The sequence below is a fragment of the Amycolatopsis sp. NPDC049159 genome, from assembly GCF_040648295.1.
Taxonomy (GTDB): domain Bacteria; phylum Actinomycetota; class Actinomycetes; order Mycobacteriales; family Pseudonocardiaceae; genus Amycolatopsis; species Amycolatopsis pretoriensis_A.
In genome coordinates this window covers 96,841-110,146 of the sequence record NZ_JBEZDL010000005.1, presented here as the reverse complement: position 1 = coordinate 110,146, position 13,306 = coordinate 96,841, and the positions used below count along the sequence as shown (strand labels likewise).

The 13,306-nt window shown below is 72.5% G+C and carries 13 protein-coding genes; 5 read left to right on the top strand and 8 right to left on the bottom strand.

Annotated features, from left to right (window positions below; genetic code table 11):
- Positions 1 to 8: 8 nt before the first annotated feature.
- The gene (locus AB0B33_RS11385; RefSeq protein WP_247020920.1) at positions 9 to 530 is read right to left on the bottom strand and encodes a hypothetical protein; all 522 of its coding nucleotides are present in this window, start codon (positions 528 to 530) and stop codon (positions 9 to 11) included.
- 1 nt (position 531) lies between these two features.
- The gene (gene dnaG, locus AB0B33_RS11380; RefSeq protein WP_360769769.1) at positions 532 to 2,451 is read right to left on the bottom strand and encodes a DNA primase; all 1,920 of its coding nucleotides are present in this window, start codon (positions 2,449 to 2,451) and stop codon (positions 532 to 534) included.
- Between the two features lie 32 nt (positions 2,452 to 2,483).
- Here dnaG and AB0B33_RS11375 point away from each other — a divergent pair, with 32 nt between their 5' ends.
- Positions 2,484 to 3,437, top strand: coding sequence for a sigma-70 family RNA polymerase sigma factor (locus AB0B33_RS11375; RefSeq protein WP_360769767.1), 954 nt, complete (start codon positions 2,484 to 2,486; stop codon positions 3,435 to 3,437).
- Here AB0B33_RS11375 and AB0B33_RS11370 read toward each other — a convergent pair.
- The 3 genes from AB0B33_RS11370 to AB0B33_RS11360 form a co-directional block, all read right to left on the bottom strand.
- Positions 3,409 to 4,179 (bottom strand): hypothetical protein, encoded by a 771-nt coding sequence (locus AB0B33_RS11370; protein ID WP_360769764.1) that lies wholly within the window; start codon positions 4,177 to 4,179, stop codon positions 3,409 to 3,411. The two genes, AB0B33_RS11375 and AB0B33_RS11370, sit on opposite strands and share 29 nt — an antisense overlap.
- 62 nt (positions 4,180 to 4,241) lie before the next feature.
- Positions 4,242 to 4,808, bottom strand: coding sequence for a carboxymuconolactone decarboxylase family protein (locus AB0B33_RS11365; protein ID WP_360769761.1), 567 nt, complete (start codon positions 4,806 to 4,808; stop codon positions 4,242 to 4,244).
- Positions 4,809 to 4,829: 21 nt separating this feature from the next.
- Complete coding sequence (locus AB0B33_RS11360; RefSeq protein ID WP_360769758.1) at positions 4,830 to 6,188, bottom strand: MFS transporter; 1,359 nt, start codon at positions 6,186 to 6,188, stop codon at positions 4,830 to 4,832.
- A 24-nt stretch (positions 6,189 to 6,212) separates the two neighbouring features.
- Between AB0B33_RS11360 and AB0B33_RS11355 the strand changes: the two genes are divergently transcribed.
- The 3 genes from AB0B33_RS11355 to AB0B33_RS11345 all read left to right on the top strand — a co-directional run bounded on the left by AB0B33_RS11355 (position 6,213) and on the right by AB0B33_RS11345 (position 8,366).
- Positions 6,213 to 6,662, top strand: coding sequence for a MarR family transcriptional regulator (locus tag AB0B33_RS11355; RefSeq protein ID WP_247020908.1), 450 nt, complete (start codon positions 6,213 to 6,215; stop codon positions 6,660 to 6,662).
- Between the two features lie 84 nt (positions 6,663 to 6,746).
- Positions 6,747 to 6,887, top strand: a complete 141-nt coding sequence (locus AB0B33_RS11350; RefSeq protein WP_360769754.1) for a hypothetical protein — start codon at positions 6,747 to 6,749, stop codon at positions 6,885 to 6,887.
- A 63-nt stretch (positions 6,888 to 6,950) separates the two neighbouring features.
- On the top strand, positions 6,951 to 8,366 hold the full coding sequence (locus tag AB0B33_RS11345) for a protein kinase (protein WP_360769752.1): 1,416 nt from the start codon (positions 6,951 to 6,953) through the stop codon (positions 8,364 to 8,366).
- Position 8,367: 1 nt separating this feature from the next.
- On the opposite strand, the gene AB0B33_RS11340 is transcribed toward AB0B33_RS11345, so the two are convergent.
- Positions 8,368 to 8,901, bottom strand: a complete 534-nt coding sequence (locus tag AB0B33_RS11340) for a DinB family protein (RefSeq protein WP_360769750.1) — start codon at positions 8,899 to 8,901, stop codon at positions 8,368 to 8,370.
- A 49-nt stretch (positions 8,902 to 8,950) separates the two neighbouring features.
- On the opposite strand from AB0B33_RS11340, the gene AB0B33_RS11335 reads away from it, so the two are divergent.
- The gene (locus tag AB0B33_RS11335; RefSeq protein WP_360769747.1) at positions 8,951 to 9,634 is read left to right on the top strand and encodes an alpha/beta hydrolase; all 684 of its coding nucleotides are present in this window, start codon (positions 8,951 to 8,953) and stop codon (positions 9,632 to 9,634) included.
- 4 nt (positions 9,635 to 9,638) lie between these two features.
- Here AB0B33_RS11335 and AB0B33_RS11330 read toward each other — a convergent pair whose 3' ends face one another.
- Both AB0B33_RS11330 and AB0B33_RS11325 read right to left on the bottom strand, forming a co-directional pair.
- The gene (locus tag AB0B33_RS11330) at positions 9,639 to 11,450 is read right to left on the bottom strand and encodes a glycosyl transferase (protein WP_360769744.1); all 1,812 of its coding nucleotides are present in this window, start codon (positions 11,448 to 11,450) and stop codon (positions 9,639 to 9,641) included.
- The gene (locus AB0B33_RS11325) at positions 11,447 to 12,535 is read right to left on the bottom strand and encodes a serpin family protein (RefSeq protein ID WP_360769741.1); all 1,089 of its coding nucleotides are present in this window, start codon (positions 12,533 to 12,535) and stop codon (positions 11,447 to 11,449) included. Before AB0B33_RS11325 ends, AB0B33_RS11330 begins: the two co-directional genes overlap by 4 nt.
- Between the last annotated feature and the right edge of the window lie 771 nt (positions 12,536 to 13,306).

Genomic DNA, 13,306 nt, shown 5'->3' with positions numbered 1-13,306 from the left:
GCGTACTGCTATTCGGCGGGGTTGACCAGCTTCGCGGCGGCCTGCTCGGCGATGGCCTCGACCACTGCGGCGTCGGTGCCGGGGTCCGGGCGGACCTGCAGGACCGCGCCGTCGCGGCCGGGGATCTTGCGCTGGACGAACCACGCTCCCCCGGACCCGATCTCCTGCCGGTGCCGCGAGCGGATCGAACCTTCGACGCGCTGGTAGGCCTCGCGCGGCACCTTGCCCGGCTCGGCCAGCCGGAAGCGGACCGGCGGCCGGTCGGCCAGCACGACGGCCGCCCCCGCCGTGCGCACCTCGGCCGACTCGGTCAGTGTGAACACGCCGTCGGACCAGGCCGCCTTGGCGACCAGGTGCCAGCCGACGCGCCGCGCGCCGTCGCCGTCCGGGATCCACAGGCCCAGCGCCGTCACGACCAGGTAGCCGCCGCCCTCCACCGGAGCGCTGTCGACGACGTCTTCGCCCGGGTCCAGGGCACCGGTGAAGTCCGGCGGTGTGCGGTCGCCCAGCAACCGGCGCAGGAAGCTCATCTCAGCCCCACGCGCCGGCGGCCGCCTGCTCGCCCAGCGACTTCTTGTACTGCTCCAGCGCGACGAGGTCGCCGAACAGCGCCCGGTAGTCGTCCGGCGCTTCGACCGGCGAGAGCCGCTGCAGCTTGCCCTTGATCTCCGCGATCTGCCGCCCGACGAGGCTCTCCTGCACCCGCGCGAGGATCGACGAGATGTACCGCGAGTCGACTTCGTCCTTGGCCTGCAACGGTTCCACGGCCAGCTCCGAGAGCACCCGCCGCACCGTCCCTTCCGGACAGTGCGGGGCCGCCGCGTCCAGCAGCGCCGGGCCGGTCAGCCCGGAACCCGCGCCGCCCGCCTTCAACACCGCCTCGTGGACCGCCATGTACACCGGGTGCGTGAACGCCTCCAGCGGCAGGGCGTCGTACTCGGGCCCGGCGATCGCGGGCTGCTGCAGCGCTGCCTTCAGCGCCTCGCGCTGGACGGCGAACCGCGGGTCCTTCGGCGCCGGGCGCGCCAGGTCCTGCTTCGGCGCGGCCGGGGCGGCCTGCTGAGCGCCGCGCGCGGGCTGGCGCAGGGGCGCACCACCGCGCTTGTCGGTCGCGCCCGCGCTGCCGCGCACCCGGTTGACCACCTGGGCGACGTCCTGCCAGCCCACCCACCAGGCGAGCTTCGACGCGTAGCCGTCGCGGGCCGCGCGGTCCTTGATCGACGCGACCATCGGCACCGTCTTCTGCAGCGCCGCGACCTGGCCGTCGACCGAGTCGAGGTCGTAGTTCTTGAGCGTGCTGCGGATGACGAACTCGAACAGCGGGGTGCGCCGCGCGACCAGGTCCTTCACCGCGCTGTCGCCCTTGGCCAGGCGCAGCTCGCACGGGTCCATGCCGTCCGGCGCGACCGCGATGTACGTCTGGCCGGCGAACGTCTGGTCGCCCTCGAACGCCTTCAACGCGGCCTTCTGGCCCGCTTCGTCGCCGTCGAAGGTGAAGATGACTTCGCCGCGGAAGGCGTCGTCGTCCATCATCAGCCGGCGGAGCACCTTCATGTGGTCTTCGCCGAACGCCGTGCCGGATGACGCGACCGCGGTCGGCACGCCGGCCGCGTGCATCGCCATCACGTCGGTGTAGCCCTCGACGACGACCACCTGGTGCCGCTTCGCGATCTCGCGCTTGGCCAGGTCGAGGCCGAACATGACCTGGGACTTCTTGTAGATCGGCGACTCGGCGGTGTTGAGGTACTTCGCCGAGATCCGGTCGTCGTCGAACAGCCGCCGCGCGCCGAAGCCGACGACCTCGTTGCCGACGTCGCGGATCGGCCAGACCAGGCGCCGGTGGAAGCGGTCCATCGGGCCGCGCTGGCCTTCCTTGGACAGCCCCGCCGTCAACAGCTCCTTGACCTCGAACCCGCGCGTGAGCAGGTGCTTCGTGAGCTTGTCCCAGCCGCCGGGGGCGTACCCGCAGCCGAACGTCTTCGCCGCGGCGGCGTCGAACCCGCGCTCGGACAGGAAGTCCCGCGCGGCGCGCGCCTCGTCGGTGACCAGCTGTTCGGCGTAGAACTCCTGCGCGGCCCGGTGCGCCTCGATCAGCCGGCTGCGGCTGCCGCGGTCGCGCTGGATCGTCGCGCCGCCGCCTTCGTAGGTGAGCCGGAGGCCGACCCGGTCGGCCAGGCGCTCGACGGCCTCCACGAAGGTGATGAGGTCGATCTTCTGGACGAACTTGATCACGTCGCCGCCCTCGCCACAGCCGAAGCAGTGGAAGGTGCCGTGCGTCGGGCGGACGTTGAACGACGGGGTCTTCTCGTTGTGGAACGGGCAGAGGCCCTTCAGGCTTCCGCCACCGGCGCGGCGCAGCGCCACGTACTCCCCGACGACCTCGTCGATCCGGTTCCGCTCGCGCACCTCCGCGATGTCGCTCTCCCGAATCCGTCCTGCCACGTCATCCACTCTAGTCGTGCCGGTTGCGGCACACTCGGGGCATGGCCTCCACGCCCACCGCCCAGGACACCCTCGCCGCGGAGTTCGCCGCGCACCGCGATCACTTGATCGGGGTCGCCTACCGGCTGACCGGCACGCGCGCCGACGCCGAGGACGCGGTCCAGGAGTCCTGGCTGCGACTGGCCGGGCTCGACGACGCCGGCCGCGCCGCCATCCGCGAGCTGCGGGGCTGGCTGACCACCGTCGTCGGCCGGATCTGCCTCGACCGGCTGAAGTCGGCCGCCGCGCAGCGGGAGCGCTACGTCGGCAACTGGCTCCCGGAGCCGGTCGTCACGCCGTTCGGGCAGGCCGTCAGCGAGGACCCCCTCGACATCGCGGTCCGCGACGACGGGCTGCGGATGGCCGCGCTGGTCGTGCTCGACAAGCTGACCCCGGAGCAGCGCGTCGCCTTCGTCCTGCACGACGCCTTCTCGGTGCCGTTCGCCGAGATCGCGGACGCGCTCGGCGTCTCGGTCGAGGCCGCGCGCCAGCACGCGTCCCGCGGCCGCAAGGCCCTCGCCGACGCCGACCCGGCGCCGCGCGTGCCGCTGGACGACCAGGCGAAGATCCTCGAGAAGTTCGTCATCGCCCTGCAGGCCGGCGACATCCGGGCGATGACCGAGCTGCTGGCCCCGGACGTCGTGCTCATCGGCGACTCGAACGGCAAGGGCCGCACCGCCCGCCAGCTCATCCTCGGCCCGGACAAGATCGCCCGGTTCTTCGTCGGCCTCACCCGCAAGTACGCCCCGGGGATGGCCGAACGCGGCGCTCCGGTGCTGGTCAACGGCGACCTGGGGATGTACCTGCCGCCGATGCCGGGTCGCGACGGCTTCCTCGCGCTCGACGAGCACGTGCAGTCGGTCAGCATCCGCGACGGGAAGATCGTGGCCATCTACGACGTGGTCAACCCGGACAAGCTGGCCCGCATCACGCGTCCCGCCGCCGCGCCCGAATGATCCCCGCGGCCAGCAGGAGGACGGCGAAGGCGCCGAAGTAGGCCAAGGCCCAGCCCGGGGGCAGCGGCGAGTCGGACAGCACCGCGGCGTTGCCCCCGTCGCGGCCGGCGTTCGCCTCGCCGGAACCGCTCAGGAACTTCGCGACGGCGTTCAGCGGCAGCCACCGGTGGATCGCCTGCCCGGCCCGCGGGATCAGCTGGACGACGTTCTCCGCCATCAGCGGGTAGGCGACGAGCACGGCGACCGCACCGGCGGTGTGGCGCACGAGCAGGCCGACGCCGACCCCGCAGACCGCGGCCAGCGCGAACACCGGGCCGGTGCCGGCGACGATCGTCCAGTCCGCGACGCTGTCCAGCGCCAGGTCGGCGTCCGGGGCGAGCACCCGCGCGACCAGCCAGGCCGCGAACGCGGCCGCTTCGCCGATCCCGAACGCGTACCCGGCGACGAGCGCGGCCTTGGCCACCAGCACCGGCGTCCGGTGGGGCACCGCCTGGAAGGTGCCGTGGATCGTGCCGGAGTGGTACTCGCTCGTCACCGCGAGCGCGCCCAGGACCAGCACGGAGACCAGCGCGAGCTGGTGGCCGAACTGGGTGCTCGCGACGGTGGGCGGCAGCCGCGACTCGGTGGCGGTGAGCGCCGTGAGCGCGGCCGGGAAGGCCAGCGCGACGAGCGCGAAGAGGCCGCACACCCAGGGCGTGGCGATGCTGAAGAGCTTGATGCGTTCACTGGCGACGAGGTGCATGCGGGAACGGTCCCGCGGCGGACCCCGGCGGCGCGTCCGACCGGGGTCCGATTCCCGGTGTCCTACGGGAGCGGGATGCGGCAGGCAGCACCCGAGGTGAAGCCCTGATCGACGATGCCGAGCGCGCTGTTCATCCGGGCGCGGGAGTTCTCCAGCGCGATCTGGTAGGTCAGTTCGACGACGCCTTCGCGGCCGAATTCGCGCTCGAGCTCGGCTACCTGCTCGTCGGTCACCGTCACCTGCGCCGCGGACATCGCGTCGGCGTAGGCGATCGCGAGCCGCTCCTGGTGGCTGAACGCGGGCGACGTCGCGTAGTCGTCGATCTGCTTGAGCCGTTCGATGTCCAGGCCGTCGTGCTTCTGCAGCATAGTGCCGAAGTCGACGCACCACGAGCAGCCGATGCGGGTCGCGACCCGGTAGACGGCGAGTTCGCGGACGTTCACCGGCAGCTTCTTGGACGCGCGCTCCACCAGCAGTTCGTGGGCCATGTTCGCGCGCAGCAGGCCGGGGTGGTGAGCGACGACCGCCATCGGCTCGGGCACGGCGCCGTAGCGGCGGCCGGCGATCCGGTAGAACAGCTTGAGGACCGGCCCGGCTTCGGTGGTCTTCTTCGCGGTGATGCGCGGCATGTCCGTTCTCCTTCGTCTCGGTCACGAGGGGGACGAGACGGCTTCGGAAGACGTGACAACGGGCGAGGTGAGCCAGGCCACGGCCATGACCGCGGCGGCGCCGGCGAACACCGCGGTCAGGCCCGGCGCGGCCAGCCCGCCGGTCGTGGCCAGCGCCAGCCAGCCGAACACCGCGGCGCCGGCCAGGCCGCCGGCCTGCCGCGCGAAGGTCAGCGAGCCCAGTGTGACGCCCAGCAGTGCGCGGTCCGCCCGCGTCTGGCCCAGCACCGTGTAAGCGGACGTGCAAACGGCGAACGCGGCGCCGGTCGCGAACAGCCCCGGGACCAGCAGCCACGGCGCACCGTTCAACGCGGCCGCGACGGCGATTGCGGCGAGGCCCACCACGCCGAGCAGGCAGCCGAAGCGGCCCCACGCCGTCATTTCCGGGTGCCGCCGCGCCAGTGCGGCGAAGGACGCGGAGAGCGTGAGCTGCCCGGCGGTCATCGCGACGAGCAGCAGCCCGGTACCGGCCGCCCCGGCCCCGAGCGAGGCGACCAGCGCGACGTAGGCGAACGTCCCGTAGAGCGCGGCACCCGCCAGGCCGTTGACCACCACCGCGCGCTTGAGAACGGCGTCCGCGAAGACCTTCGGTGAGATCAACGGGCTCGCCGCGCGACGCTGCCTGCGGACGAACGAGAAACCGGCTCCGACGGCGGCCACGACCAGCAGCGGTGTCCACAGTGGACTCCGAGCGAGCCCTTCGAACGTGCCGAGCGCGACCACCGCGGAGCCCGCGACGGCCAGCAGCGCACTGCCCGGTACGTCGAACTTCTCCCTGGTGCCACGGGATTTCGCGGGCAGTCCACGCCACCCGAGCAGGAGGGTGGGTACGCACAGCGGCAGGTTGACCAGGAAGATCCACCGCCAGCCGGGACCGGCCGCGAGCAGCCCGCCCAGCGGCGGCCCGCCCAGGGTCGCGGCCGCGAAGACGGCGGTCTGCCAGCCCTGGCGGCGCAGCAGCTCGTCGCGTTCGAACAGCTCGCCGAGCGCGCTCATCGCCGTGACGATCAGGCCGCTCCCGCCCAGCCCCTGCAGCGCGCGGGCGGCGATCAGCGACCCGACGTCGGGTGCGGCGGCGCACCACGCGGACGCGGCGGCGAACACGAGGACCGATACGGCGAAGGACGTCCGGCGGCCGTGGAGGTCGCCGAGCCTGCCGTGCAGCGGCGTCGCGACGGTGACCGTCAGCAGGCCGGCGGCGGTCATCGCGACGAGGCCGGTGCGCGCGTGCAGGTCGGCGCCGATCGAAGGCAGGGCCGCGGTGACGATCAGGCCGTCGAGCTGGGCCATGGCCATGCCGAGCAAGAGGCCGGCGAACGCGAGGTTCCGAGATGCGTGCATAAAGCACACGTTATAACGTGCCTTGTGCACACATCAAGCGACGGCGGCCCCGCCCTCTTCCGCCTGGTCCGCCACTGGGCCCGTCAGTGGGCGCCGGACGTCGTCGAGCGCTTCGCCGCCGACGCGCCGCCGACGTGGACGGTGCCGAACCTCTTCGTCATCCAGGCGGTCGACGGCGCGGCGGCCGACGAGGTCACCGTCGCGGACGTGGCCCGCCAGCTGGGCATCGACCGCTCGGTGGCCAGCCGGATGACGACCGAAGCGGCCCGCGACGGCTTCGTGACGCGCTCGACGTCGACCCGCGACGCGCGCCGCGCGGTGCTGACGCTGACCGACGAGGCCAGGGCGTTCCTCGCGGCGTCTCAGGCCCACCAGCGCCAGGCGTTCGAGGCGCTGGTGGGGCACTGGCCGGCCGAGGACCGCGACCGGTTCGCGGGCTACCTGAGCCGGCTCGCGGGCGAGGTCCTCGGCTGAGACCGGCCACCGTCTTGTGATCACGGCGCGAAGCGGCGTGGGTGGGCGGATATGGACCCGGCTCACCCGACAGTGCTCCCGCGGATGGTGGTGCGCGACGTCGTCGCCACCGTCGCGTTCCTGCGCACGGTGTTCGGCGCCACCGGCGAGACCGAGAGCGGGCGGCGGGCGATGGTCCGCGCCCCCTTCGGCGACGTCTTCCAGATCGCCCAGCGCCGCAGCTGACCTTGTAACGCGGTGCCGGTCGCGCGGCGACTCCGTGGCGTAGTCCGCCTGCGAAGGAGCCCCGTGAACCCGGAATTCGGGCCGTACCTCATCGAACGGCCGATCGCGCGCGGCGGCATGGGCGAGGTCCTGCGCGCCCGCGACACCCGGCTGGACCGGGTCGTGGCGCTGAAGGTGCTGCCGCCCCACCTCGCCGCCGACGAGGAGTACCGCGAACGCTTCCGCCGCGAAGCGCACGCCGCGGCCCGGCTGCGCGAGCCGCACATCGTGCCGATTCACTCGTTCGGGGAAATCGACGGCCGCCTCTACCTGGACATGCAGCTCGTCGAAGGCGAAGACCTGGCGACCCGGCTGAGCACGCGCGGGCCGATGGACCCGGCCGAAGCCGTCGACGTCGTCGGCCAGATCGCCCAGGCCCTCACCGCCGCGCACGCCGAAGGCCTGGTCCACCGGGACGTCAAGCCGTCGAACATCCTCCTGACCAGCAGCGGTTTCGCCTACCTGGTGGACTTCGGGATCGCGCGGTCGCAGGAGTCGGCGACCGGCCTGACCGGCGCGGGCGCGGCGATCGGCACGCTCGACTACATGGCGCCCGAGCGGTTCACCGGCGCCCGGCCCGACCAGCGCGTCGACGTCTACGCGCTGGCGTGCGTGCTCCACCAGTGCCTGACCGCCACCAAGCCGTTCGCCGCGACGACGGCCGCGTCCCTGCTCCACGCCCACCTGAACCAGGCGCCGCCGCGGCCGAGCCTGCTGCGCGCGGGCATCCCCGCGGCGCTGGACGGCGTCGTGGCCCGGGGCATGGCGAAGAGCGTGGACGACCGGTACCCGACCACCGCGGCGCTCGCGGCGGGTGCACGCGCCGCCCTCGGCCCGCCGCGCGAATCCGCGCCCCCGCCCGCGGTGACCCGGGCCTTCACGAGGGTCGGACCGGAGGTCGCGCCGCGGAACCGGACCGGGCTGCTGGTCGCGCTCACGATCGTCACGGTCCTGCTGCTCGGCGGGGCCGGCGCGGTGATCGCGCTGCCCGCCCTGCTCGCACGGACCCCGGCCGGGACCCCGACGTCGGCGCCGCTCGCCGCACCGGTTCCGGTGCCGGTCCGCACGACCACGCCGGCCGCGGAGACGACCGTGCCGGTCGCGGTGACCACGGCCGGTCCGAGCCGGCCCGCACCGGGCGATCTCGCCGGGTTCGTCGTCCACTACTACGGACTGCTGCCGGACACCGACGCCGGCTGGGCGCTGATCGGGCCGAACCTGCGGCTGCGGACGCGCGACAGCTACGACAAGTTCTGGAGCAGGTTCAGCGGCGCCGAAGTCGTCGGGACGCCCGCGGTCGAGGGCAGCACGGTGACCGCGCGGATCCGGCTGCACTACCGCGACGGCCGCCCGGCCACCACCGAAACGCACGTCCTCGGGCTCGCGATGTGTGACGGCGAGCTCTGCGTCGACTCCGACGCCCCCGCCAAGAGCCGGTGACCTACTCGCCCGTGCTGCCGTCGACCGACTCGCGGATGAGGTCGGCATGGCCGTTGTGGCGGCTGTACTCCTCGATCATGTGCACGAGGATCCAGCGCAGGGTCGGGGTGCCGCCGTCGCGCAGCGAGCGCCGGGCCCGCCGCGCCAGGTCGCCGTTCGCCTCCCGCACCGCCGCCCGCGACCGCTCGACCGCCTCCTCCCACAGCAGGCGAAGCTGCTCCGGGGTGTCGTCCGCGGCGGAATCCCAGTCCCAGTCCGGGGTCGCCGCCCAGTCGACCGCGTCGAACGGCGGCATCCGGTCGTGGTCGGACCACACGAACGAGAACCAGTTGTCCTCCACGTAGGCGAGGTGCTTGAGCAGTCCGCCGAGGGTCATCGTGGACGGCGGCACCGTGGCGCGCAGACCGGCCGCGTCCAGGCCGGCGCACTTCCAGGCCAGCGTCGCGCGGTGGAAGTCGAGGAAACCGAGGAGGGTCGCGGCTTCGTCGCCGTCGTAGGGCGGTTCGGGCCGGCCCTGGTCGTCCACAGAGGTCACGGACGCCGACTCTACCGAAATTGTCGGACCTCTCCGCTAGGTTCCGGTCATGGCTCAATTCGTACTGGTTCCGGGCGCCTGGCTCGGTTCGTGGGCGTGGGACGAGGTGGTCCCGCGCCTGCGCGAGGCCGGCCACGGCGCCCACGCGGTGACCCTGTCCGGCCTGGCCGAGCGGCTTGACGCGCCGGTCGGCGGGCAAACGCACGTCCAGGACATCGTCGACGTCGTCTCGCGCAACGACTTGCGGGAGGTCGTCGTGGTGGGGCACAGCTATTCGGGGATCCCGGCCGGCCAAGCGGCCGAACGGATCGGCGACCGGCTGAAACGGGTGGTGTTCGTGGACTCGAACGTGCCCGCCGACGGCGAGTCCTTCACTTCCCACTGGTCCGCCGAGCGCGTCGCCGAACTCACCGCGCGAGGGTTCTGGCCGGCCTTGACGGCGGAAGACTATGCGGAGCAAGGGCTTTCCGGCGAGGCGATCGCCCGGATCGTCGGCGGCTCGACCCCGCACCCGGCGGCGTCGCTGACCGATCCGGCCGTGCTGTCCCGTCCGCTCGGCGAACTCCCGGCGACGTACCTCAAGTGCCTCCTCGACGGGGACACGCCGAGCCCGGACGTCGTCGCGCTGCTGGAGAGCGACCGGTGGGAGCTCGTGGAGCTCGACACCGGTCACTGGCCGATGTTCTCGCAACCCGAAGAGCTGGCCCGGATCCTGCTGGCGGCGGCGTCGTGAGGAGTCACGGCGTCAGCGGGCGCACGTCCCAGACCCACACGCCGCCGACGAACTCGGCGGGCTTGCGCAGCAGCAGTTCCACTGTGGACTTGAGGGCTTCCTGGTTCTGCCGCGGGCCGACCACGAGCACGTCGGCCTTCCAGTAGCGCAGGTCGTCGAGGGCCTGGGTGCGGTCCGCTTCGGTGACGTTCGCGGCCTGGCCGGTGCGCTCGACCTCCGCGAACAGGTCCGACGTCGGCCGCGGGACGGCGCCGTACCGGCCGCGGCGGTCGTCCGCCGACGTCGGACCGACGAAGTAGCCCTCCGGCATCGGGTACCCGAGGCCGGCGTCGACCTGCCAGTGCAGCGGTTCGGCCTCGCCGGTGCTCGGCAGCGGCACGGGCACCAGCGAGCCGCCGGGGGCGATGTACTGGCGCCAGATGCCGTCGGCGAAGAAGGGTGGCGAAAGCGGGCGCTGGTGCGTCACCAGTTCCGTCGGCGCGATCGGGAGGAGCACGGCGATGACGGCGCCGACCCAGAGCATCTTCAACGGGAAGCGAGGTTTGTCTTCGAGCGGGTCCGGCAGCTCGGCCGCCGCCGTCCAGACGCGGTGCGTCGCGATCGCGAGGAGCCCTCCGACCAGGGGGATGCAGCCCATCGCGAGCCGGGACTCGATCAGCGAGTCCAGCAGCGGCAGCTGACCCAGCCACTTCCACAGCCCCGGGACGCCGGTGTCCTGGTGTGCCACCGTGATCTCGACACCGAGGGAGAGGAAGGCCATCACGTACATCGTGATCGCGAGCGCTCGCGAAACGACGTCGCGCCAGAGCCAGATCGTGAGCACGACCATGAGCACGACCAGCGGCCAGCCGAAGAACGCGTTCTCCTCGGTGCGGTTCATCGACACGTCCGCGGCGGCCTCCGGCGTGCCGGCGATCGACTGCGTCGCGAAGCGCGTGAGCGCCGCGGTGTCGTTGCCCGCCGCACCGTGCAGCAGCGAATGGAAGCTGTACGGGCCGAAGAACTGCCAGTACAGCGGAAATCCGGCGATGAGCAGCGCGACCACGGCACCGATGCCGACACCCTTGCCGAGCGGCGCCAGCATGCCGCGGATTTCCGCGCGGCGCGGGATGAGGTAGCAGATCGCGAAGACGACGAAGGTGAGCGCGAAGATCGCCAGCGGCTCTTCGCCCAGCAGGATCTGCCACGCGACGAGGACGCCGAGCACGATGCCGTTGCGCACCGGGCGTTCGCCGTGCGCGATCTGGATGGTCTTGAGCGCGATGAACGGCATCACGAACAGCACGACGAAGTTCGGGTGAGCGTTGCCGTGCGAGATCATCGGCGGGGCGAAGCCGCAGAAGGCACCGCCGATCGCGGCCGCCGTCCGGTTCGGCACCAGGTGGCGCGAAAACACCCAGTACCAGCCGAACGCGGTGCCGGCGAGGCCCGCAGTCAGCACGATGGCCCAGGTGAGCGTCGCGCCGAAGGTCAGCGTGATGGGCGCGAGCGGGATGTTCAGGCCGAACATCGCCGCGTTGGCCGCCATGTTCACGCCGAGCGGGTAGTTCTGCAGGTCGGTGGTGAACGGGTTCTGGAAGTGCAGCACGGACTTCGCGACGACCGTGGAATACCACTCCCACTGGCTCTGGTCGGACGCGCCGTTCCAGAGGTAGCCGCGGTCGAGGTCGAACCACAGCCCGTTGTAGAGGAGGATCGTGAAGAGCAGGAAGCCGGCGCCGATCGCGGTGTCCTGCCACGCCCAGCGTTTCGGGCCGGTGGGTGCTTCGGGGGCGGGCGGGACGAGCTCGGGGACGGCTTCGGACTTCAAGCTCACGGTTCGACCACCCTGGCGAAGAAGTAGAGGGCACCCGTGGCGGCGTGCCGGACCAGCAGCAGGAACGGCCGGTCCACCGCGACGGCGACCGGTTCGTCTATGATCATCGAGGTGAGCCGCATCGTCAGCGCGGTCGCCGCGGCCCCCTCGAAGCCTTGTTCGTCGACGCGCAGCACGGCCTGGTGCAGCACCTCGGAGACGGTGAGCCGCGGGTCCGGCGAAAGCCCGGAAAGATCGGCTTCGTCGCTGAACATGGTGTGCACGCCGAGCCCGCGCAGCACACCGGTCAGCGAGCTGGGCACGTCGAGCGAAACTTTCGGGAGCGCGAGCTCCACCGGCTTGAAGCGGATCTCACCGAGCAGGCTCGCGAGCTTCGCTTGGTCGAGCGCGGCTTCGGCGTCGGCGAGGTCGCCGTCGGGCAGCAGCACGACGGCCTGCAGCCCACCGCCGGCGACCAGCTGCACGGCTTGCCAGCCGTCCGCGTGCGCGTAGCCGAGGCTCTCGCTGAGCCACATGGTCGGCACGTCCCGGGTGCCGGAGGGCGCGTGGAAGGGCGCGTCGGCGGTGTTGGCCTCACGGAACGGCAGCCGCCAGGCGGCCTTCAGGTACAGCGCGTTGACCAGCACGGCGGCGACGTCCCGATCGATCGACCCGGGCGGCAGCAGCTGCGGGATCAGCCCCCGCGTGGTCCGCCCGACGTCGTCGTTGATGAGCGCCCGCGCGGCCTCGGGCTCCTTCTCGAAGGGCGCACCGGCCACAGCGGCCCCGGGCCACCCGGCAAGCTCGGCCTTGAAGGAGTCCTCGAGCGGCAGCCGGTCATCGGCCCACAGCGTGTTGGCGACGGCCAGTTCGGGCTGCTCACCACGCTCTTCCCCGAGCTGAGCGGCCTCCCGTAGCAACCCGGCCTGCTCCCCGACGTCCCCGAGCAAGCCGACAAGCTCTTCCCGGGTCCGCCCCCGCGCGGCGATCGCGGCGAGGGTGAGCGCACTGGCCACCGAATAAGGCGAGAAACAGCTGTTCACGCCCTCGGCACCGAGGGCCCGGTGAACGGCGAGGGCGAACCGGAGGTGGCTGTCCGTGGCCATGCGGGCGAGACTACCGGACCGGGTAACCCCACCGGGCCCCCACGCAGAACTCCGCCCACCGGTGACAAATCCCCCACGGGCCGACGCAGAGCCGGGTGCTAGTGCCGCTCCCCCGAATGCCGGGCCGGGGTAACCGCCGGTGAGCGGAAGACCGGCGCACGCTCGGGACCCGCGCAGGTGATCCCGGCGCAGACCCGCCGGACCTGACCGGCGAACCACCGCCCGCGCACCCGCCCGCCCGCCGGAGCTCACCTCAAGCTGCCGGGCAGGCGGCCCACCCCGGCCAGGCCGCCTGCCCCGGCGGCCGGCCAAGCGCAGGGCTCGCGGGAGTGGTCCTCGCCGCGAGTCGCCAACTCGCGACGACAAGACCGGCATGAGCCAGAGCCGACTCGCGCTCAAGGAGGCAGCGCCCGCCGGAGAAGACGGCTCCCGCCTGGGGAAGCGACTCCCGCCAAAGACAACCCGCTCCCAAAGAGACAGTCACGCCAGAAGGCAGCCCGCACCCAGAGAGACAACATCAGCGCGGGAAAGCCGCTTGCGCATAGGGAGGCAACTCGCGCCCCTGGGGTTGGCCCGCGCACCCGCGCCAGCACCTCGCCCGAAGCGACCATTGCAGCATCTGGCCGGCAAGCGCGCCCAAGAGCCCGCCCGCAACGGCCGCACCCAGCCCACCGCACCATCCGGCCGGCCTGCGCCCAGGAACTCGCCCGAAGCGACCGCACCCCGGTCCGCCGCAGCAGCCGGCCCAGCCGGGCGCGCCGCGAACCGCCC